20 protein-coding genes are annotated in these 22,717 nt (G+C 42.3%); 16 read left to right on the forward strand and 4 right to left on the reverse strand.

The window, feature by feature from the left end:
• Positions 1 to 212 precede the first annotated feature (212 nt).
• From O9316_RS01305 to mtaB, 3 genes are all read left to right on the forward strand, one after another.
• On the forward strand, positions 213 to 464 hold the full coding sequence (locus O9316_RS01305) for a type B 50S ribosomal protein L31 (protein ID WP_073363251.1): 252 nt from the start codon (positions 213 to 215) through the stop codon (positions 462 to 464).
• 103 nt (positions 465 to 567) lie between these two features.
• Positions 568 to 1,737, forward strand: a complete 1,170-nt coding sequence (locus O9316_RS01310) for a GlmU family protein (protein WP_298204872.1) — start codon at positions 568 to 570, stop codon at positions 1,735 to 1,737.
• A gap of 188 nt (positions 1,738 to 1,925) precedes the next feature.
• The gene (gene mtaB / locus O9316_RS01315; RefSeq protein ID WP_298204873.1) at positions 1,926 to 3,254 is read left to right on the forward strand and encodes a tRNA (N(6)-L-threonylcarbamoyladenosine(37)-C(2))-methylthiotransferase MtaB; all 1,329 of its coding nucleotides are present in this window, start codon (positions 1,926 to 1,928) and stop codon (positions 3,252 to 3,254) included.
• Positions 3,255 to 3,424: 170 nt separating this feature from the next.
• Here the strand turns inward: mtaB and O9316_RS01320 are convergent, their stop codons facing one another.
• The 3 genes from O9316_RS01320 to O9316_RS01330 all read right to left on the reverse strand — a co-directional run bounded on the left by O9316_RS01320 (position 3,425) and on the right by O9316_RS01330 (position 5,661).
• Entirely contained in the window at positions 3,425 to 4,840 is a 1,416-nt protein-coding gene (locus tag O9316_RS01320; protein WP_298204874.1) for a serine hydrolase, read from the reverse strand.
• A gap of 148 nt (positions 4,841 to 4,988) precedes the next feature.
• The gene (locus O9316_RS01325) at positions 4,989 to 5,330 is read right to left on the reverse strand and encodes a hypothetical protein (RefSeq protein WP_298204875.1); all 342 of its coding nucleotides are present in this window, start codon (positions 5,328 to 5,330) and stop codon (positions 4,989 to 4,991) included.
• Positions 5,331 to 5,385: 55 nt separating this feature from the next.
• Complete coding sequence (locus tag O9316_RS01330) at positions 5,386 to 5,661, reverse strand: GNAT family N-acetyltransferase (protein WP_073363363.1); 276 nt, start codon at positions 5,659 to 5,661, stop codon at positions 5,386 to 5,388.
• A 113-nt stretch (positions 5,662 to 5,774) separates the two neighbouring features.
• On the opposite strand from O9316_RS01330, the gene O9316_RS01335 reads away from it, so the two are divergent.
• The 10 genes from O9316_RS01335 (at position 5,775) to yidC (ending at position 17,366) form a co-directional block, all read left to right on the forward strand.
• Positions 5,775 to 6,434 (forward strand): alpha/beta hydrolase, encoded by a 660-nt coding sequence (locus O9316_RS01335; protein WP_298204876.1) that lies wholly within the window; start codon positions 5,775 to 5,777, stop codon positions 6,432 to 6,434.
• Between the two features lie 94 nt (positions 6,435 to 6,528).
• Positions 6,529 to 7,422, forward strand: a complete 894-nt coding sequence (locus O9316_RS01340; protein WP_298204877.1) for a lytic transglycosylase domain-containing protein — start codon at positions 6,529 to 6,531, stop codon at positions 7,420 to 7,422.
• A gap of 253 nt (positions 7,423 to 7,675) precedes the next feature.
• Entirely contained in the window at positions 7,676 to 8,236 is a 561-nt protein-coding gene (locus O9316_RS01345) for an STM3941 family protein (protein ID WP_298346901.1), read from the forward strand.
• A 652-nt stretch (positions 8,237 to 8,888) separates the two neighbouring features.
• Complete coding sequence (locus O9316_RS01350) at positions 8,889 to 9,455, forward strand: trans-aconitate 2-methyltransferase (RefSeq protein WP_298204879.1); 567 nt, start codon at positions 8,889 to 8,891, stop codon at positions 9,453 to 9,455.
• A gap of 157 nt (positions 9,456 to 9,612) precedes the next feature.
• Positions 9,613 to 11,142 carry a glutamine-hydrolyzing GMP synthase gene (guaA, locus tag O9316_RS01355; RefSeq protein WP_298204880.1) on the forward strand — a complete coding sequence of 510 codons (1,530 nt, stop codon included), beginning with the start codon at positions 9,613 to 9,615 and terminating at the stop codon, positions 11,140 to 11,142.
• Positions 11,143 to 11,163: 21 nt separating this feature from the next.
• Positions 11,164 to 13,101 carry a LysM peptidoglycan-binding domain-containing protein gene (locus tag O9316_RS01360; RefSeq protein WP_298204881.1) on the forward strand — a complete coding sequence of 646 codons (1,938 nt, stop codon included), beginning with the start codon at positions 11,164 to 11,166 and terminating at the stop codon, positions 13,099 to 13,101.
• A gap of 1 nt (position 13,102) precedes the next feature.
• On the forward strand, positions 13,103 to 13,510 hold the full coding sequence (locus O9316_RS01365) for an OsmC family protein (RefSeq protein ID WP_298204882.1): 408 nt from the start codon (positions 13,103 to 13,105) through the stop codon (positions 13,508 to 13,510).
• A complete protein-coding gene (locus O9316_RS01370; protein WP_298204883.1) occupies positions 13,507 to 13,731 on the forward strand; it encodes a DUF3820 family protein in 225 nt (74 codons plus the stop codon). The genes O9316_RS01365 and O9316_RS01370 overlap by 4 nt, the downstream gene beginning before the upstream one ends.
• Positions 13,732 to 13,829: 98 nt before the next feature.
• Positions 13,830 to 15,440, forward strand: a complete 1,611-nt coding sequence (locus O9316_RS01375) for a CTP synthase (RefSeq protein WP_298204884.1) — start codon at positions 13,830 to 13,832, stop codon at positions 15,438 to 15,440.
• Between the two features lie 36 nt (positions 15,441 to 15,476).
• Positions 15,477 to 17,366: a membrane protein insertase YidC gene (yidC, locus tag O9316_RS01380; protein WP_298204885.1), complete on the forward strand. Its 1,890-nt coding sequence runs from the start codon at positions 15,477 to 15,479 to the stop codon at positions 17,364 to 17,366.
• Between the two features lie 277 nt (positions 17,367 to 17,643).
• Here the strand turns inward: yidC and O9316_RS01385 are convergent, their stop codons facing one another.
• Positions 17,644 to 18,654, reverse strand: coding sequence for a fasciclin domain-containing protein (locus O9316_RS01385; protein WP_298204886.1), 1,011 nt, complete (start codon positions 18,652 to 18,654; stop codon positions 17,644 to 17,646).
• A 273-nt stretch (positions 18,655 to 18,927) separates the two neighbouring features.
• Between O9316_RS01385 and O9316_RS01390 the strand changes: the two genes are divergently transcribed.
• From O9316_RS01390 to O9316_RS01400, 3 genes are all read left to right on the forward strand, one after another.
• On the forward strand, positions 18,928 to 19,641 hold the full coding sequence (locus O9316_RS01390) for a hypothetical protein (RefSeq protein WP_298204887.1): 714 nt from the start codon (positions 18,928 to 18,930) through the stop codon (positions 19,639 to 19,641).
• Between the two features lie 229 nt (positions 19,642 to 19,870).
• Positions 19,871 to 21,061: a tRNA 2-thiouridine(34) synthase MnmA gene (gene mnmA, locus O9316_RS01395; protein WP_298204888.1), complete on the forward strand. Its 1,191-nt coding sequence runs from the start codon at positions 19,871 to 19,873 to the stop codon at positions 21,059 to 21,061.
• A 55-nt stretch (positions 21,062 to 21,116) separates the two neighbouring features.
• The gene (locus O9316_RS01400) at positions 21,117 to 22,715 is read left to right on the forward strand and encodes a S8 family serine peptidase (RefSeq protein WP_298204889.1); all 1,599 of its coding nucleotides are present in this window, start codon (positions 21,117 to 21,119) and stop codon (positions 22,713 to 22,715) included.
• Positions 22,716 to 22,717 lie beyond the last annotated feature (2 nt).

Raw genomic sequence — 22,717 nt, forward strand, 5'->3', positions numbered from 1 at the left:
TTTAAGTGAAACAAAGATATAAATTTAACTGAGACATTATGTGTCGCTTGTTTTTCAAAAAAGTTGCAAAATAGATTTGAAAATTGAAAATTAGTTGTATTTTTGCACTCTCAAAATTAAAAGGATTACTAAACGTTGCAGCGCGCTGATACCTTTTTGAGAATAAAAGCATCAAGGCTAACTGCTTCATAACTAATAAAAAGATTTACAAAATGAAACAAGGTATTCACCCAGAAAATTACAGATTAGTAGCTTTCAAAGATATGTCAAACGAGGATGTATTTATTACGAAATCTACTGTAGAAACTAAAGAAACTATTGTGGTAGACGGAGTGGAGTATCCGGTGTTTAAAATGGAGATTTCTCGTACTTCTCACCCGTTTTATACTGGTAAATCGAAATTGATTGATACGGCAGGACGTATTGATAAATTCAAAACTAAATACGCTAAGCACGGTAAGTAATTCGTATTTATGGTGTGTTCAAATAGAAAAAGCCATCCTTCGGGGTGGTTTTTTTATTGCCTATTTCTTCGTAGTTTTGACGCATTAGCTGAAAAATTCACTCATGAACTATATTCTTTTCGACGGCCCCGTCCGCAATGCTCTTTTACCTTTTACGTTTACCCGCCCCGTGTGTGATATTCGCATAGGAATTTTAACCATTCGTGAAAAATGGGAAAAATATTTGGGTTCGACCACCACGACGTTAACCGAAGAGTATCTGTCGGAAAAGTTTCCCATGGTCGAAATGGAGGTCAATGTAATGCTCAATGGGGCGTATTTACCCAATGCAGTTTTGGTTGAGATGGTGCGCAACCTCGAGCCCAACCAAGCCATCATGCGCGGCGAAGACGTAATTGCTTTTTATACCAACGACTCCCAAGATGAAGTGGATTTTGATTCGTACGATATTCTTGAATATGAAGAAGAATGTTTAAAAATTGAACATACGTGGGATATTTTTGCCAAAAATGATGCAGCCCTACGCGAAGATTTTGAACTGCTAACGGCCGATCGTCATTCGCAACCCATTCCGAAATCAGTCAATGTTATAGCACCCGAAAACATATTTATTGAAGAAGGGGCTCGTTTGGAGTTTGTCACCTTGAATGCGGCTACGGGTCCGATTTATATTGGTAAAAATGCCGAAATCATGGAAGGTTCGGTGATTCGTGGTCCCTTTGCGTTGTGTGAAGAAGCTCAAGTAAAGTTGGCTACCAAGATTTATGGTGCTACCACTGTGGGTCCGCATTGCCGTGTGGGTGGCGAAGTAAATAATTCGGTTTTATTTGCGTATTCCAACAAAGGGCACGATGGATTTTTAGGAAATTCGGTGTTGGGCGAATGGTGTAACATTGGGGCCGATAGTAACAATTCCAATTTAAAAAATAACTACGAAGAAGTGCGCTTGTGGAGCTATGAAACGGAAGGGTTTGCCCGTACCGGACTCCAATTCTGCGGGTTGATGATGGGCGATCACAGCAAATGCGGGATCAATACCATGTTCAATACCGGAACGGTGGTGGGTGTTTCTTCAAACATTTTCGGCTCGGGATTTCCACGTAACTTTGTACCCAGCTTTAGTTGGGGCGGTGCTTCAGGAATGACGACTTACCTTACGAATAAAGCGTTTCAAACCGCCAAAATCGTGATGGCGCGTCGTCATGTGGAATTTGACGAGGTGGAAGCCCGTATTTTGGAACATGTATTTGAGGAGACGAAGAAGTATCGTTAATGAGGCAATGTGTCAATGTGTCAATGGGGTTATGAGCCACTAAGTTTCTGAGAGGCTGAGCTTCTGAGTTGGTGGATGCATTCATGAGGGATTGACACATTTTCAAATTCTTATATTAACACATTAGAAAAAGCTATACCTTTGCGGCCGCAATCACTTGACAACGAATTCTTGGGTTGTATATTCGTATGGAACAGCAAAAAAAAGTAGCCTTTTATACCTTAGGCTGTAAGCTTAATTTCTCGGAAACCTCTACTATAGCGAGAAATTTTCAGAAGGAAGGATTCGATCGCGTCGATTTTGAAGATGTGGCTGACATCTATGTGATTAATACGTGCTCAGTTACCGATAATGCCGACAAACAATTCAAGCAAGTCGTCAAGAAAGCCTTGAAGCTCAATCCCGATGCCTTTGTGGCGGCGGTGGGCTGTTATGCCCAGTTAAAACCCGAAGAGTTGGCCGCTGTGGATGGGGTGGATTTGGTATTGGGCGCTACTGAAAAATTTAAAATCACCGATTATATTCACGATTTGTCCAAGAATGATAAGGGTGAAGTGCATTCCTGTGAAATTGAAGAAGCGGATTTCTATGTAGGCAGTTATTCCATCGGCGATCGTACCCGCGCTTTTTTGAAAGTGCAAGACGGTTGTGATTACAAATGTACGTATTGTACGATTCCTCTTGCGCGCGGGATTTCTCGTAGTGATACCATGGAAAATGTATTGCGTAACGCAGCCGAAATTTCCCAACAAGGAATTAAAGAAATTGTATTGACCGGTGTGAATATTGGCGATTATGGCAAAGGCGAATTTGGCAATAAAAAACACGAGCATACTTTTCTGGAGTTGGTGCAAGCCTTGGATCAAGTGGAAGGCATCGAACGCTTGCGTATTTCCTCTATCGAACCCAATTTGCTGAAAAATGAAACCATCGAATTTGTGGCGCAGAGTCGCACATTTGTACCGCATTTTCATATTCCGTTGCAGTCGGGGAGTAATGCGATTTTGAAAAAAATGAAGCGCCGGTATTTGCGCGAACTGTATACAGAGCGCGTGGCTAAAATTCGTGAAGTGATGCCGCATGCCTGTATTGGTGTGGATGTGATTGTAGGTTTTCCTGGGGAAACAGACGCGCATTTCTTGGAAACCTATCATTTCTTAAACGAATTGGATATTTCGTATTTGCATGTCTTTACCTACTCGGAACGCGATAATACCGAAGCCGCTTTAATGGACGGTGTGGTACCGAATAATGTGCGTGCGAAACGCAGCAAGATGTTGCGCGGCTTGTCGGTGAAAAAACGTCGTGCGTTTTATGAGCGTCAGCTAGGAACCACCCGTACCGTTTTGTTTGAAGGCGAAAACAAAGAAGGCTACATCTACGGTTTTACCGAAAACTATGTCAAAGTGAAAACGCCTTGGAATCCAGAATTGGTGAATACGTTACACGAAGTACAGTTGACGCATATCGATGAAGACGGTGGTGTGCGCATTACGTTTGTGAATGTTCCGGTGTAATTCTTTATAACAATAAAATAGTTTGTTAACGTGGTTGTGGTTCATTAGAATCTCGATTTAATGAACCACACTGCTTTTTTCCAAAATTCCAAAGTGGTATCAAAAGACAATTTATTTTGACCCAAAGAACCTTGTTCATAAAATGGATATATTTATCCAATAATAATTTTCTAATTTTTCTTTTTTAATGTTAGGTCAATGCCTTGTGCGGGTTGTTGAACTATGCATTTTTCAATCACTCCTTCTGAATTACTTATAAATTCATACGTTACAGTTGGACTGAATCCATCAACTGTAAATTTAGTTGTTGTATTTGGTATCAGCTCAAACTTCATAGTTGAATTCATAGTAACCCAAAGTGCCTTGTCTTTGCATTCGATTTTTGTTTCACTACCTTTTTCTGATATATATATACCCGCATATTTATTTAGAATTTCATCGGAAAGTCTTAGGTTGGGTTCGATTTTTTGGTCGTACATTATTTTTTGGGTATTCACAAATGGGATTTTTGTTTTTCTAGTAGCATTTCCGTTGTTTTGAAGCATAATGACCGTTTTGTTATTGTCTAAATGCTGCTCAATCAATGTTATGTAACCTGCCCAATTGCCTGTGTGGTCTATGTAATTTCCATAATCTTTATGTGTATTTAAGAACCAACCAAAACCATAATTTGTATTTTCCCCAGAATTTAATTGGTAATTCGTGAAGAGAGACTTTGTTTGTGCTGCTGAAAGTAGTTGATTACGTTTTAATCCTTTGAGCCATTTGAATAAATCAGATGTTGTGGAATATATTCTCCCTTGGCCATAAACACCATCAAAAGATTTGGCATACGCTATGTTTCCTAAATAGTTTCCTGAAGCATCTTCTTCATAGCCAATAGCTAGATTTTTAACGTTCAGGTTATCTTTATGTATACAATAAACATTTGTTTGGGTCATAGCTAAAGGAATAAAAATCCTTTCTCTTAAATAAACGGGGTACGATGTTTGAGAAACGCGTTCGATAATTGAAGCGAGCAAAACGTATCCTGTGTTGCTGTAATTCCATTTTTCGTTGGGCTTGAAGAGTAATTCGGGTTTTTCTTTAGCGAATAACTCAATAATGTAATCATTGGTTGCAAGTTTAGATTGATCTCCTTTTTCATTGTAAAGATTCATATAATCAGGCAGCCCCGATGTATGATGTATCAAATGATTGATGGTAATCCCTTTGTAATATTGAAGTTCAGGAAGAAATTTTGTTAAGTCATCATCAAGTGAGAGCTTATTTTCATTGGCCAATAAATATATTGCAGTTGCTGTAAATTGTTTGGTAATTGAGGCCAAATTAAAAATTGAATTTGTATTTAGCGTTATCAATTTTTCTCTATTGGCAACACCATAACTCTTTTGGAGAATAATTGTATCGTTTTCAGCGATGAGAACATTGCCATTAAATTCACCATATTTAAGCATTTCGCTGTAAAGAGAGTCTAATTTTTTGGACTTTTCTATTTGGCTTTTATTTAATTGGACTATACTTGAAGTTTGTTTGCAGGAACAAAAAAGCATAACAATGAACAGTGAACTTAAAAGGTCTTTCATATAAAATTAATTAGTGTATAAATTTTTTCGTGGAATGAGTTTATTGTAAAGTTTTGCAATACAATTCGATTCTTTATTAACGGATGTTTTGTTTTCCAAGCACAATCTGTTAATATAAATATAGATAAGATGCAACAGATTTTTACTTCTAATACTTCGACCGGAAATGCAACCGGGTGATGCGGTACACCTCGTAGCCGTAGATTTCGACGAACTCGTATTTATGGCGGCCCGGTTGCTTGAAGTCCATGATTTTTTCGGCAGCGATTTCGTAATACACGCCAGGACCTTCAAGCATAAATCGATTGCCAGTGGTGCGATAAGCCGCGCGAATGAGTTGAAACTCGGCGAGGTTCCACGTGGTGTTGTCAGGATCGAGTTGGCTCGAACCCGTCATCAATCCTTCGGTGATTTCGGTGGTACAGCCGTAGTATTTTTCGATGTGTTCAAAAAAATCGAGAACGGCATCGCGAAGTAGGTCAGCGCTCATGGAACCATGGGGAATAAAAAAGCCGCTTCAGGGGAAACGGCCTATAGGGGTTTGATTAAATCCGAATGCCGGGAGGAAGTAAGTCGCGATACGTAGGATGTTTCCGCATAAATGCCGCCACTTTAGGAAAAACAGGGACGACTTTTAATTTGCGTTCGTAAGCGATTTCCATAATGTTTTTCAATAATTCGGTCACAAAAGCTTCGTTTTCGGTACCGTTAATGCGGGTCAGGAAGATTTTTTTCTCCTGAAAGGAATATTCCACAGAAACTAATTCCCCGTTGAACGTCGTTTCAAATTGACGCGCAAAGGTGTTGTCCTTAATTTCCATTTGTTCCAAAATTAACTCTGAGTTCATCTTGTTTTCGTAGTATTCATTAATTTTAGGCAAATTTCGGAATAATTTGGAATATTCCCATCGTTCAGTACGTTAAATCTTTTAGTATGAAGCCCATCCCTGTTTATTTTATGCCCGGACTCGCCGCGAGCACTTCTATTTTTGAGCGAATTTCCCTGCCAAAGGAATCGTTTGAAATCCATTTATTGGAGTGGTTTCTGCCCGAGCCCGAGGAGACCTTAGCGTCGTATGCCCAGCGGATGGCAGCTCAGGTGCATGATCCGACCGCAATTTTGGTAGGTGTTTCCTTTGGGGGTATTTTGGTCCAAGAGATGCAGGCTTTTTTGCAACCCCGAAAAGTTGTCATTATCTCCAGTGTCAAGTCGAAACACGAATTTCCCCGTCGCTTTAAAGTAGCGCGAACCACCAAAGCCTATAAATTATTGCCTACGGGTTGGCTTCAAGATGTAGAGAAATGGGTCAAGTATGCTTTTGGGGATTCGTTAAAACGGAAGTTGCATTTGTACGAACAGTTTTTACACATGCGGGACAAACAGTATTTGGATTGGGCGATAGAACAAGTCATTTGTTGGGACCGCGCTACGCCTGATCCGTCGGTTATTCATATTCATGGTACGCACGACGAAGTGTTTCCTACGAAGCATATCACCAACTATATTCCTGTAAAAGACGGTACCCATGCCATGATTTTGAGTAAGTACCGTTGGCTCAACGCGCATTTGCCCACCATTTTAGCCCAAGAATAGGGGGTTTGGACTGATTTTTGTAGTTTTGTAACGATTCTTTGTAGCATGGATACGAAACCGTGCGATGTTGCGTTAAACTAAAAAACTTTGTCCTATGAAACCGATACGTTGGATGGCTACTGGAGCATTGGCTGTGGTACTTACCAGTCTTTTTATTTTTGCACTTTCGGGTGATGCGCGTAAAGAATTACTTCGCGAAGGAACCTCACAGTATTTTCCGCCCAAGGTTGATTTTGCTGGCGAACCCACGCCGTTACATGTGGCCGATGTGAAAGAACGTTTCGATCGCGAGTTATTGGTCAATGCCAATTTACATTCGTCGACTTTGCTGATTATGAAGCGTGCCAATCGTGCCTTTCCCGTGATGGAGCCTATTTTGAAGCAATACGGTGTGCCCGATGATTTTAAATATTTAGCCGTTATTGAAAGCGCCTTGACGAATGCGGTTTCTTCTGCGGGAGCTCGCGGGGTTTGGCAGTTTATGCCCGATACAGCCAAAGAAAAAGGGATGGAGGTCACCGAAACCGTCGATGAACGGTACCATTTGCAAAAATCGACCGAAGCGGCTTGCAAATATTTGTTGGCGGCCAAAGCAAAATTTGGTTCTTGGACGTTGGCTGCGGCGAGTTACAACGGGGGGATGAGTGGCATCACGCGCAAATTGGAAGAACAAGGCGTTACCGACTATTACGATTTGTTATTGACCGATGAAACCCACCGTTATGTATTCCGAATTTTGGCCTTGAAGGCGATTATGCAAAATCCAAAGCAGTATGGTTTTGACTTGAGTCAGCATGAATTGTATGAAAATTTGCCCACTAAAATTGTTGAAGTCGACAGTTCGATTACCGATTTGGCGAAGTTTGCCAAAATGCAAGGGGTCAATTACAAAATCCTGAAAATTCACAATCCGTGGTTGCGCGACAAGAAGTTGGTCAATCCCGGGAAAAAGAAATACCAGATTGAGATCCCTACCGAAGGGTATTAGGAGTTATGAGTTATGAGTTATGAATTGTGAATTAAGGTGCTCTTTGGCGCCTTTTTTTTGGGCATTGCCCCAACTGCGCGAATTTACGTGAACCTTTCGGCTAACGGGTCGGGTACAATTCAAGCTCACAAAATAAAAAGTAAAGCGACATTCAATTAAGTGTCGTTTTTTTGTAATTTAGAACTAAGGGATGTATGCGTTTACCAACGGGTTGTTCATCCGTGGTGTAGGGAAAGTATGAGATCTTTAATATATGAAAACAATAATAATTAATAAAAATAGAAATTATTTCAGGGCTATTACTGTTATTTTATTGATTCTATTTGTATTATATTTTTTGGTTTTTAAGTTTTTACGCTACCCAACAGAGCATACTTATTTTTTACTACCGACTAAAAATACAGTAGTTATATTTTCTGTTGTTGGTATTTTGACCTGCATTTTGGTACTATTTATATTTATAAAAAATATTTTCAACAGAAATGCTCACTTAAAAATTGACAATCACGGTATCTATAATGGATTTTCTTTCTTTAAAAAAAAATTTATCAAATGGGAAGAAATCAACAGTATTGAAGCCATAAGGTACAACAATAATAATTACATAGCAATCTTTTTAAAAGATACCTCAAACACTGAAAAAGGGCTAAATTATCTTTTTTTCAAATTAAATGAAATATCCATGGGAACACCCTATGTCATTTTCGCAGGAGATTTAGATTGTTCATTTTCAGAATTGAAGAGATTAATTTTTGAAGTTATAGCAAAAGAAAAAAATATTAAAACTTCAGTTTCCCGCTCACCCACGAAATGAAGTTCGACGAAGTCAATCCCTTCTTGTTGTTGAAATTAAGTAATAACTGCAATACAGGAATCATCTTTGGTTGGTAATGACTGCAACTAAATGATTCCTTACTTTTTGTCTTGACGCAGGTGAGTCTTAAGTTATATATTCGTAAGTCGTAAGTGGATTAGTCGTACGTCATTTTAGCAGTCGGCGTTCAATGTTCAGCCATTAGCTTCCTTGTTTCCCTAAGTCAGTCTTTGCTCTTTCTTCTTTGCTCTTTCTTCTTTCTTCTCAACTACAAATTAACAGTCGTTAGACAATAGTCGTTGTACGTTAGTCAAGGAAGACGTGTAAGAACGCCCATTTATCATTTAAATTACAACATTTAAAATAACTCATCTCAAGTCTCGGGCGCCATCGGCTTATCTTCGATGGCCCGCAATTGCAATCGGCGCTGCAGCGATGGTGATAAACGATTGTTGATTTTTGAATGGAATTGTTAAGTACTGACTTGCGCCTTACGACTGAATACTGTACACTGAAAACTGTACACTGTATACTGAACACTGAATACTGTTCACTGCCCCGACTGTACCCTGAACACTGCCCCGCACTCGCACGCAATGCCGTGTGTCCCGATTTTTTCCTTATTTTAGCCCCATACACAGATACCGTGCCTATGGATTGGAAGAAAAAACTCAAATGGTTGCGCAAGCGACTGACATGGAATTATAAATACGCCATTGGCAAATGGGATAATATGGGAAGTGAGGCTGATCGCTACAATGCGATTGTGAGCCTAATTCGCAGTTGTGCTATCCCCGAACCCCGTATCTTGGACCTCGGCTGTGGGTATGGGGCGCTCATGCAGTACCTCAAACCTGAGGATTACTCCTATTGTTTGGGGGTTGACCTTTCGGATACGGCGATCCTAAAAGCGCGTAAAAAAAACTACCCTAAATGCGATTTTAAAGTGGGCGACATTCACCGTTTTACACCGCCAGGAACCTTCGATATCATTCTTTTTAACGAAGTACTGTATTACCTCGACAACCGAACGGAAGTGGCCGTGCGCTATGCTGGGTATGCCCAACCCAATGGCTATATGATCGTGTCGCTGTATGATTTGAAGGAGTCAATTGTTGCCGACCTGTCACAGGAATTTACCTTTGTTGAAACGCGGGTAGTACACGACAATGACCATCATGTGGTGTGGGGAATCAACTTGTTTAAACTCTTCCGTTAGTAAAGATGATCCCGGCGGGGATTGTTTACAACCGCCCCAAATTGTGAAAAATTTGCCGTGAAACCCTTCGGTAAAATTCAGGCATGTCTATTATTTTGTCTAATTTTGCAACCATTATTTTGGCCTTCGGGCCACTCATGACGACAACACAACACCCATGCAACACAACGTACTTATTCTCGATTTCGGTTCACAGTACACGCAGCTTATTGCCCGACGCGTTCGTGAACTCCACATTTTTTGTGAAATTTTTCCTTACAACCACATGCCCGAAGACTTATCGTCGTTCAAGGCTGTAATTCTCTCTGGTAGTCCGTTTTCGGTTCGTGCCGAAGACGCACCACATCCCGATTTGAGTCAGATACGCGGTAAGCTCCCACTACTGGCGGTTTGTTACGGAGCGCAATATTTGGCCCATTTCAATGGGGGCGAAGTGGCGCCGAGTGCCACCCGAGAATACGGGCGAGCCAATTTGACGTACATCAAGGACGACGAGGACTTTTTTGAGGAAATCGCTCTAAACTCCCAAGTTTGGATGAGCCACAGCGATACCATTAAAGCTTTACCGCCGCAAGGGATTCGTTTGGCAAGTACCAAAGATGTCGAAAACGCCGCCTATCGTTTGGAAGGCGAACCCACGTATGCCATTCAATTTCACCCCGAAGTATACCACTCCATCGATGGAAAGCAATTGTTGGAGAATTTTTTGGTTAAAATAGCCCAAGTGCCGCAAAACTTTACCCCTAACGCCTTTGTAGAAGACATCGTGGTAGAGTTGCGTGAGAAAGTGCAAAATGACAAAGTGGTCTTGGGACTTTCAGGAGGGGTAGATTCAACGGTGGCAGCTGTTCTTTTGCACAAAGCCATCGGGAAAAATTTGTATTGTATTTTCGTGAATAACGGATTGTTGCGCAAGAAAGAATTTGAAAATGTGTTGCAACAATACCAAGGAATGGGACTTAATGTGAAAGGGGTTGATGCTTCGGCACGTTTTTTGACCGCCTTGGAAGGCATTAGTGACCCCGAAACCAAACGCAAAACGATTGGTCGCGTTTTTATCGAGGTTTTTGACGATGAGGCGCAGCAATTGACCGATGTAAAATGGCTTGCCCAAGGAACCATTTATCCCGATGTAATTGAGTCGGTTTCGGTGAAAGGCCCCTCAGCGACCATCAAATCGCACCACAATGTAGGAGGATTGCCCGATTTTATGAAATTAAAAATCGTGGAGCCGCTGCGCATGTTGTTTAAAGATGAAGTTCGTCGCGTAGGCGCTTCGTTGGGGATTAATGCCGAGTTATTAGGGCGTCATCCGTTTCCCGGACCAGGCTTGTCGATTCGTATATTAGGTGACATAACTCCCGAAAAAGTACGTATACTTCAAGAAGTAGATGCCTTATTTATCGACGGCTTGAAAGCACATGGACTCTATGATAAAGTGTGGCAAGCAGGGGCTATTTTACTGCCCGTAAACAGTGTAGGGGTCATGGGCGATGAACGTACCTACGAAAAAGTAGTCGCCTTACGTGCGGTAGAATCGACCGACGGAATGACTGCCGACTGGGTGCACTTGCCGTATGATTTTTTGATGAAAATCTCCAACGAGATAATCAATAAGGTGCGCGGGGTAAATCGCGTGGTGTATGACATCAGTTCCAAGCCCCCAGCCACCATTGAATGGGAATAACGATTTTAAAACGATAACGGAATGAAAGGGATTTATTGGGGATGGGTACTGAGCTTTTTATGCAGTATTTCCCTTAACGCACAAAACCGAACACACAAAGTTGTCGCAGGAGAAACAGTGGTTTCTTTGGCTCAAAAATACCAAGTGACACCATACGACCTGTACAAGGTAAATCCAGAGGCCAAAAACGGACTCAAACCTGCTATGGTACTTGTACTGCCACCGAATGCAGTAGTGCCAAAAACTAAAGCGACTCCGGCGGTTGCAACCCATAAACCCAATACAACGACAGCACAAACTCCTGTTCCAGCCACCCACACCGTGCTGGCCAAAGAAACGGTTTTTAGCATTTCCAAAAAGTATGGACTACCTGCTGGGGCTTTGGAAGCCATGAATCCACAATTGAAAGCCAATGGTTTACAAACAGGCATGGTGTTGGTATTGAAAAAAGGCGTACCTGCTCCCAAACCTATGCCTGCTCCTTCAACAACCGAAATTACCCATGTGGTGCAGGCGCAAGAAACCAAGTATGGGATTGCCACCCGCTATGGGATTAGTGTGTCCGAGTTGGAGGCCCAAAATCCTACGATTGCCGACAGTTTACCGGTAGGCGCGGTATTGAAAATCAAGAAAAGTACCTCCAAACCTGCGCCAATAGTAACCGAACCGATTAAAAACAAACCGGTTGAAACGCTCTCCTATACGGTGCAAAATGGAGAAACGGTATTTAGTTTGAGTCGTCAATTTGGCTTGTCAGAGGCGGCACTGTTGCGTCTGAATCCCGAACTTAAAGACGGACTCAAAGAAGGCATGGTGTTGCAAGTCCCCCTGCAAGTTTCCTTTGCCAAAAACCGCACGGACAGTGGGATAAAAGACCTGTCACAATCCGCCAACAAACAAAAGCGTCGAGAGTTAGTGCTATTTTTACCTTTTAATGCCGCTAAAATTCAGAATGATACCGTAACAGGTGTGATCGAACGCTTGAAGAAGGATAAGTTTTTAAACATGACCTTGGACTTTTATTCGGGTGCTTTGATGGCGATTGATTCGGCGCGCACCTTAGGGTTGAACGTGAATGTCCGTATTTATGATTCACAAGAGTCCCGCCAATCGACCGCGGCTTTGGATTTGCTGAAGCAAGAAGATTTTTCGCAGGTAGATGCTGTAATCGGTCCGTTTTACCAAATTAACGTCGAAAAAGTAGCAGCAGCCTTGGAACCTCAAAAGATTCCCGTGATTTCCCCTTTATCTCGTGAGGAAGGGAAGAGTTACAGCAACTTGTTTCAATCGACCCCTTTGCCCGATGCTACCAAAGCAGCCATGTTGGATTACCTTCAAGCCAAAAATGGTAATATTATTGCGGTGGTTTCTCCCAAAAAACAGTCCATGCGACAGTATTTGCGGGATTATTATGAAGGCGTAAAAATAGTAGGAGTTGCCGAAAACGGCTCGGTAGTTGCCGATAGTATTAAAAAACATTTTCTGAAAGACCGTATAAACTATGTGATTTTGGCGACTGAGAAAACAGGAGCAGTCATGACAACCACAGCTTCTATGGTGGCTGCACAAAAAGACTATAAAGTACAATTAGTGATTTTGGAAGCCAATGAAACTTTAGATTACGAAGAGATTCCGATAGCGCGTTTGACCAAGTTAAAATTGATGTACCCTTCTGTCGCGCGTGAAAACGACAGTCCCACCGCCGAGCAATTTGATTTTGCCTACCGAAAAAAGAATAAAGTATTTCCCAATACCTATGCGATTCGCGGGTTTGATGTCACTTTTGATACTCTTTTGCGTATTTCGCAAGAAAATGGATTTACAGGAACTTTAGACGCGGCCTCCGAGCATTTGGAAAACCGTTTTGATTACGCGCGTAAAGTTTCGGGAGGCTATGCCAATACGGGAATTTACATTTTATATTACGATGACGATTTACAATTAAAACAAGCAAATTAATATGGCTACCTCACGCGTTACATACCAAGGGGAACTGCGGACTTCCTCCGAGCATTTGCAGTCCGGTTCAATCATCATCTCAGATGCTCCTGTTGATAACCAAGGAAAAGGAGCGGCCTTTTCACCTACGGACACCGTTGCCAATGCCTTAGCAAGTTGCATGTTTACCGTGATGGGCATCAAAGCTCGGGATTTGGGAGTGGATTTAGCGGGTTCGACAGCTGAGGTAACCAAAGTGATGGGAACCGATCCCCGACGCATTTCGGCGATTCATATTGTATTCAACTTTGTCACCGCTGTAGATGATAAAACAAAAGTCATTTTAGAGCGCACCGCCATGACATGTCCCGTGCATTACAGTTTACATCCCGAGATTACGCAGGACATTGTTTTCCATTGGCCGGCATGAATCCCCAGCACAAAGCCTTACTCGATTTAGCCCAAGCTCAAATGCCTTATGGCAAATACAAAGGGCGGTATTTGATTGATTTGCCCGAGTATTATGTAGTGTGGTTGCAAAATAACCGATTGCCCTCAGGAACCTTGGGTGTTCAATTGCGCTTAGTTCATGAGTTGCAAGTCAACGGCTTAGAAGATTTGGTACGTCGGTTGCGAAACTCTTCGCGTTAGGTTGATAACTCCTAATAAAATGCATGACGTCCCATTTTCAGATTGGCAGATAAGTTTGTATTTTTGGCCGAAAATTACAACAACACAACACACCACGAATGAATACTACAAAGTACATCTTTGTCACCGGCGGGGTTACTTCCTCGTTGGGTAAAGGAATTATTGCAGCTTCTTTAGCCAAGTTATTGCAAGCCCGCGGCTACCGCACCACGATCCAAAAATTTGACCCCTACATCAACGTCGATCCAGGAACGCTCAATCCCTACGAACACGGCGAATGTTTTGTTACCGATGATGGTGCAGAGACCGATTTGGACTTAGGGCATTACGAGCGTTTTTTGAATGTTCCTACTTCACAAGCCAATAATGTAACCACAGGTCGCGTGTATCTTTCAGTGATTGAGAAAGAGCGTCGCGGGGAGTTTTTAGGTAAAACAGTACAAGTGGTGCCGCATATAACCAATGAAATTAAATCCCGTATGCAATTATTGGGGCAAACGGGCGATTACGATATTATTATTACCGAGATTGGTGGAACGGTGGGCGACATTGAGTCTTTGCCCTACATCGAATCGGTACGTCAATTGGTGTGGGAACTGGGGGAGCACAACAGTATTGTGATCCATCTTACCTTAGTGCCGTATTTGGCAGCAGCGGGCGAATTGAAAACCAAACCCACCCAGCACTCGGTAAAAACCTTGATGGAAAGCGGAATCAAAGCCGATATTTTGGTTTGTCGCACAGAGCATGAACTTTCAGCGGAATTGCGCCAAAAGTTGGCGTTGTTTTGCAACGTAACCAAAGAAGCGGTCATCCAATCCATTGATGCAAAAACCATTTATGAAGTGCCCAACCTAATGCTCGACGAAGGATTGGATGTAGTCGCGTTGAAAAAGTTGAACCTTCCCGAAAAATCAGCTCCCGATTTGGACCAGTGGAATGCATTTTTAACGCGTCATAAAAATCCAAAGCATACCATCAACATCGGATTGGTGGGGAAATATGTTGAATTGCAAGATTCGTACAAATCCATTTTAGAAGCTTTTATTCACGCGGGTGCCGCCAACGAGACTAAGGTCAATGTGGTGAGCATTCATTCAGAGTACATCAATGCGACCAATGTAGCTGAAAAGCTCAAGGATATTGATGGGATTTTGGTGGCTCCCGGTTTTGGGGAGCGCGGAATTGAAGGGAAAATCGCTACGGTTCAATACGCACGGGAGCATCAATTGCCTTTCTTCGGAATTTGTTTGGGAATGCAAATGGCCGTTATTGAATATGCACGCCATGTACTTCATTTGGCAGAAGCCAATTCGACCGAAATGAATCCCGAAACGCCGCATCCTGTCATTGATTTGATGGAGAGTCAAAAAAACGTTACTGAAAAAGGAGGTACGATGCGTTTGGGTGCTTGGACCTGCAATTTAAAGCCCGGAACCTTAGCGCATCGCATTTATGGAAAAGATCAAATAAGCGAGCGTCACCGCCATCGCTACGAATACAATAACCGTTATGCCGAGGCATTGGAAGAGGCAGGTTTGGTTAGTTCAGGGATAAATCCAGAAACCGGTTTGGTTGAAATTGTCGAGTTGGAAAACCATCCCTTTTTCATCGGCGTGCAATACCATCCTGAATATAAGAGTACCGTTGCAAATCCACAGCCAATTTTTGTTAGCTTTGTAGCCGCAATTGTAAAAAATAAAATGTAAGCTGTGGCCTGAAGGTCCGGCGCAATGTAGATTATAATGGAAGAAAAAAAGTTTGATAAGAATTCGGTTATCGGATTCGCCCTGCTCTTTGTATTGATTCTGTGGATGATGTATAACTCCAGTCAGGAGCAGCAAAAAGCCCAAACGGGCAAAGCTACCACCGCTCAAAAATCCACCCCTAAAAAAGACACGCCAGCCGCAACACCTTCTCTACCCAGCGATACTACGGTAGCCGATAGCAACGCAGTGAAAGCCGCTGAGTCGAAATTCGGTAAGTTTGCCTATGCAGCGACATTGCCTTCTGCCAAAGGAGGAACGACTGTATTGGAAAATGACTTGGTGAAAATCGTGGTAGCCAATCAAGGGGGTGCGGTACAGCAAGTGATTTTGAAAAAATTTGAAAAGTTCCGTAAAAACTCGGGGCAGTTGGTGCAATTGGTTGATCAGAAAAATTCGCAATTCAACTTAGAAGTCAAAACAACCGACAACCGTGTGTTACAAACGAAAGACTTGTTTTTTGAACCCCAACTGACCAAAGTAGGCGCTGATCAGGTCTTGTCGATGAAACTGAAAGCAGGCCCTAATGCCTTTTTGGAATATAAGTATGTTTTGAAAGCCAACGATTATATGTTGGACTTTGATGTGCGTTCCCAAGGGTTGCGCAATGTATTGGCTCCGAATGACCCAGTGCAATTGGACTGGTCGTTAAAAACCTTCCGTAATGAGATTAGCATCCCGTATGAAAATCGCTACACTGAAACCATTTTTGAATATGAAGATGGTAAAGACGATTATGTAGGACAAGGGCAAGGAAAAGAAGAAAATCCGGAGTCAGTGACTTATGTGGCTTATCGTCAGCATTTTTTTGCTTCGGTATTGATGACCAATAAACCGTTTAAAACAGCCAAGCTTACCTCGGATGATTTGGTCAAAGATGCTGAAAAAGATACTGTATTTACCAAACAATTGACCACGCGTGTACCTTTGGAATTGGCGCAAGGCGAATTGGATTATAAAATGAATTGGTATTTTGGCCCTGCCGATTACAAGCTTTTGAACAGTTACGACCGCAATTTGGATGAAGTTGTTCCCATGGGTTGGGGAATATTCGGTTGGATTAACAAATTCATTTTTGTTCCCTTATTTGGACTATTAGGCGGGTGGATGGCTTTTGGATGGGCGATTATTTTGTTTACGATCATCATCAAGTTAGCCATGTCTCCCATTACCTTCAAGTCGTTCTTATCCCAAGCCAAAATGAAGGTGTTGCGTCCCGAGATTACCGAGTTGAACAACAAACACAAAGATCCGGTAAAGCGTCAGCAGGAGATGATGAAATTATACTCCAAAGCGGGTGTGAATCCGATGGCAGGCTGTATTCCCGCACTGATTCAATTGCCTTTTGTTTATGCATCGTTTCAGTTTTTCCCTGCGGCTATCGAATTGCGTCAGAAAAGCTTTTTATGGGCTGAAGATTTATCGTCATTTGATGCCATAGCCAAATTGCCGTTCTATATTCCGTTGTATGGAAATCACATTAGTTTGTTTCCCATCTTGGCGGCGATTGCGATTTTCTTCTACATGAAAATGACTTCTGGCGATAATGCGGCCATGGCCCAACCTGCACAAGAGGGTATGCCCGATATGGCCAAGTTGATGAAGATTATGATTTATGTGTCGCCAATTATGATGTTGATTTTCTTCAATAGCTACGGTTCAGGCTTGAGTTTGTACAACTTCATGTCCAACGTCGTGACCATTGGGGTAATGTTGGTGATTAAAAAATATTTTATTGATAGCGATAAAATCCACGCACAAATTCAAGAAAATAAACAAAAGCCTGCTAAAGAGAGCAAGTTTCAACGCAAGATGCGCGAGATGATGGAACAAGCCGAAGCGCAAAAGCAATTAAAAGGAAAGAAGTAAATCAAATTAAATGATATGAAAAGGTTGTCTACGGGCAGCCTTTTTTGTTATTTATCGATAGGGTTGCCTACGATAGGGAAACATTTGTGACGGTTTTGTAGTGAGAATAATTCTACGAACAGGCTTTAAAAAGAAATTCGTGATTCAATGTTGAAATAGTTATGATCGTATTAAATTACGCTTGTAATAGGGAAGAGGTTTGCTTTCAGTTGTTTAGGAGCCAAAAAAAAAGACCGCCCGAAGGCAGTCTTTTCAAAGTATGAAGAAAATTTACGAATTACAACTGGGGTTGTAACACGCGGTTTATTCCGTGAATTACACCATTCGAACACTGAACATCAGCTTGGTTAACACGGGCTAAATTGTTTGCAAAGTCACGAATATCTACAGTTCCTGATCCTAAGATTACAGTAGTGTTTTGTACAGGATTCGTAATCATTGGAATGGATTGGTTGTTGGTCAATTGGTTTGAACGTACATTTCCAGCAACGGTTACGTGGTACTGTAAAACTTTTGATACTTGCGCTGGTGTAGCACCTACGGCAAATCCAGAACCTGTAGTAGCCGCAGTAAAGGCAGCATTGTCAGGAGCAAATACTGTAGCTGGAGCCGAAGCTGTTAAACCATTTAACGCTGCTAAAACTGCCGATTGATCACCAAACGCACCTGAAGCACCGCTAGTCACCACAGTTTGCAAGGTGTCAAACTGAGGGTTAGCCACAACGTGATTTACTACCGTGGGGATAGCGATTACATTACTCACCACGTGAATGATACCATTGCTAGCGTCGATATCAGCCGTAGCTACTGTAGAACCACCGTTTGAAGCTCCACCATTAATAGTTACAGTACTTCCTATTTTCTGTACAAACATACTGATGGTAGGTGCACCGGTAGTTGCGTTGATAGGAGACAAGGTTGATACATACACGGCGGGTGGAATCGCTGAGCTTGCAATTTCAGTTCCAATAACATGATTCAACAACAAGTTTCTTAATACAGGCACAGGAACTGCATCAACATTGGCAAAACCGTTAGCGCTTAAGAAAGCGGCAAATGCATCATTGGTAGGAGCAAATACAGTGAAGTTTCCACTGCCACTTAAAACCCCTGTTAATTCAGCACGGTTTAAAGCAGCCACCAAAGAAGATAGGTTGGTTGTACGTGATGCAATACCGGCAATCGTATTGTCGGGTTGTGCATTGTTGTTGTCGTCATCGCTACAAGCGGTTAGACCCAACGCCATGAAGGCAATCAAGGCGAATTGTTTTAATCTGTTTGTTTTCATAAGACAATTTTTAAAAAGTTTTATCGAATGTAAGGGGTCTATTTTGTTTAGCAATACTCATTAAAGATTAAACAGAACATTTTGTAAAATTCTTAACTTTTTTGTTTAACGTTTCCCTACAACGTTTTCGTTTTTAGGAATTGTTTAAGGTTTGTCGTTAAACAAATGTGAAATATATAATGTAAGAAAAAGCTTAAATATATTTTTATGCAACTTTGTTATTTTTGTGTACGAAAAGAGGTTATTTTTCGTTTCATACCTAAACCGTTACTTATGCGTTACCTTCTCCTTTTTTGTTTTTGTGTACAATGGGTGTTTTCCCAATCCATTAACCAGTTGGATGCACAAGGAAAGAAACATGGAATTTGGAAAGGAACCTATGCCGATACGGGGCGCCCGCGCTATGAAGGAACCTTTGAGCATGGTAAAGAGGTGGGTACTTTTCGCTTTTTTGACAACACAAAGGAGGGTGCGGTGATCGCTACTCGCGAGTTCAATCCCAAAGACAATTCTTGTTACACTATAGTATATACCCCCAAAGGTAATAAAGTAAGTGAAGGTAAATTGGTCAATCGCTTGGAAGAAGGCGAATGGAAATTTTACCATGAAGATTCGCCACAAATCATGACATTAGAATTCTATGTAAAAGGCAAATTAAATGGTACGCGTAAAGTTTTTTACAAAAGCGGTGCGCTGGCTGAGGAATGTGGTTACAAAAACGGACTTCGCGAGGGAGTGTACCGCAAAATTACCGAACAAGGATTGGTGCTGGAGGAGAGTAATTACAAAAATGGAGAATACGACGGCCCCGCAGTGTTTCGCACCGCTGAAAACAAAATAGCTGCCCGAGGAACTTTTGTCAAAGGCAAAAAAGAAGGCATCTGGGAAGTTTTGGAAAAAGGCAAACTGGTCAAAAAAGATATGGGTAAACAAAAAGTTCGCAAATTTGTCAAAAAACCCATCACCCGAGAAGAGGATCGGGAATAAGATTTCTAAATTTCAAATTTCAAAATCCTCCTGAAGTTTCGGGGACCAAATTTCAATTTCTTTTTTTTAGGCTTTCCCTCGGGTCGGGCCATCCACTTCACGTCCGCGTTCCGTCACAATCCGCTGTGAACTTTACACTTCAGTAGTCAGGTCTCTAAGAAAAACTGCTCCCTCACGGATCCTTCGTAATTCATAACTTTTTCCGTTACCTTTGCAAAAAAAAACTGTTATGAAACGTGTGGTAGTGGGTTTGTCGGGAGGCGTCGATTCCAGCGTAGCCGCTTACGTATTGAAAGAACAAGGGTATGACGTCATTGGTCTCTTTATGAAAAATTGGCACGATGACTCCGTGACCATTTCCAACGAATGCCCTTGGTTGGAAGATAGTAACGATGCCTTATTGGTCGCTGAAAAACTGGGTATTCCCTTTCAAACCGTTGATCTCAGTGCCGAGTATAAAGAGCGTATTGTGAACTATATGTTCAACGAATACGAAAACGGACGCACCCCCAATCCCGATGTTTTGTGTAATCGTGAAATCAAGTTCGACGTCTTTATGCGCATTGCTCTTGATTTGGGCGCCGACTTTGTCGCTACGGGTCATTATTGCCGCAAAGCCACTGTCGAAATTGACGGCAAAGAAGTACATCAATTGTTGGCAGGAGTCGATGGAAACAAAGACCAGTCGTATTTTCTCTGTCAACTTTCGCAAGCCCAATTAGCCAAGGCGTTGTTTCCTATAGGCGATTTGACCAAACCCGAGGTGCGTGAAATTGCCACAAAAATGGACTTAGTAACCGCCAAGAAAAAGGATTCGCAAGGCTTATGTTTTATTGGGAAAGTGCGTTTGCCCGAATTTTTACAACAACAATTACAACCCAAGGAAGGAATTATAATTGAAATTCCAGCCAATGAGCCTTGTTACCAACAAACCCTTCCCGAAGGTATAACGCTGGAAAGGTCATTGCAGTTACAAGCCCAACCGTTTGCGTACACTGCTGATCAAGGCAAAAAAGTGGGACAACACCATGGCGCGCATTATTTTACCATCGGGCAACGCAAAGGTTTGAATGTTGGTGGTACAGCCGAGCCTTTATTTATTATCGCCACCGATGTGAAAGAAAACATCATTTACACAGGTCAAGGACAGCATCACCCCGGTTTGTTTCGTCAAGCACTTCACATTCAACCTCATGAGATCCATTGGATTCGTGAGGATTTGTCACTCAATAACGGAGAATCAATGCCTGTTGAAGTCCGAATTCGCTACCGTCAGCCTTTACAAAAAGCAACCCTTTATCAATTTGAATCGGGGTTATACATTGCCTTTGAAGCCCCACAATCCGCCATAACCCAAGGTCAGTTTGCTGCTTGGTACTGTGGTGAGGAATTGCTGGGTTCAGGGGTAATTTCTTCTTAAATTAACATTCGTCCCGCACAATTATTTGTATTTTTGGTTCCAAAGCCAAATTGCTATGCGAAACCTATTCCTACTTCTATTTTGGGTCTCTGCGTTGGGGTGGGCACAAGAGGATGCACGGGTATATTTTGCCGATAAGCCCAATGCCCAAGCCTATTTTGATGCACCCTTAACTATGTTGACCCAGCGCGCATTGGACCGAAGAATTCAACAAAATATTCCGTTGTCACTGGATGATGTTCCTGTTGAAAGCACCTACATTCAGGCTATTTCCAATGTGCCTGGAATCACCTACAAAGCCCAATCCAAATGGATGAATTGCATCCATGTTCGGGGTTCAGTAGCCGCGATTCAAGGGTTGATGTCTTTCCCTTTTGTGGAGCGTATTGTTTTTGCCAATCCGCAACTTAATGCCAAAAGTACTTCACAAGCGCCCACCGTGCAGCCCAAATCAATGGCGTTGCAAACTACTTATTCCTATGGAAATGCCCAAAACCAAGTCACCATGCTGAACACGCATTTGTTGCATCAACAAAATCATGCTGGCGCGGGGAAAATCATTGCCGTATTGGATTCCGGTTTTCAAGGGGTCGATACCGCACCGCCTTTTCAATCATTATTTAGTCAAAATCGCTATCTGGGCGGTTATAGTTATGTATCCCAATCGACCAACGTCTTTGATTTGCACAACCACGGAACCTTAGTTCTTTCTTCAATGGCAGCCGTTACCGATGGGACTTTAGTGGGTACAGCCCCCACAGCAAGTTATTATCTGTTTATCACCGAAGACGTCATGGAGGAGAATCCCGTAGAAGAAAGTTATTGGGTGCAAGCCGCCGAAGAAGCCGATCGTTTAGGCTGTGATATCATCAGCAGTTCGTTAGGCTACTATGGCTACGATAATCCCGCTTACAGTTATAGTTACAGCAACCTTACAGGCAATCAAGCCTTTGCGTCCCAAGGAGCTAATAAAGCTTTTTCCAAAGGAATGGTAGTCGTGGTAAGTGCAGGTAATTCGGGGAATTCCACGGCTCCCTATGTCGCTGTTCCCGCTGAAGCAACGCATGCTTTGGCCATTGGTGCTGTGGACTCAATGGAGTTTCGCGCCAGTTTTAGTTCGATAGGTCCTACTTTTGATGGCCGTGTAAAACCCGACTTGATGGCTCGAGGCGTAGGTGCCGCAGTGTGTACGCCCCAAGGTGATTTTACCTATGTAAGTGGCACCTCTTTATCTTGTCCTATTATTTCGGGATCGATTGCTTGTTTTTGGGCCGCAGCGCCTCAATTGACCAACCAGCAAGTGGTGGACTTGGTGAAGCAATCTGCCGATCGATTTACAAATCCTACGATGGAATACGGTTATGGTGTGCCTGACTTTGCAGCGGCCTTGTCCAACGCCTTGTCGGTGACTTCATTCTCAACGCCCGCAATAAAAGTATACCCCAATCCATTTGACGATTTTGTTACGTTCCATGGGGATTTTTCAGAACCCATGACGCTAAGAGTCTATAATGCAATGGGGCAGTTGGTGCGTGAATCGCGTCTCACTTCAGCATTACCTTATGTTTCCATGGGTGAATTTCCATCGGGTTGGTATACATACACGCTTTTCAGTACTACCCGATCTTTTTCGGGGAAACTTATCAAATCCTAACT

It is taken from the genome of Flavobacterium sp. (assembly GCF_027533505.1).
Lineage (GTDB): Bacteria > Bacteroidota > Bacteroidia > Flavobacteriales > Flavobacteriaceae > Flavobacterium.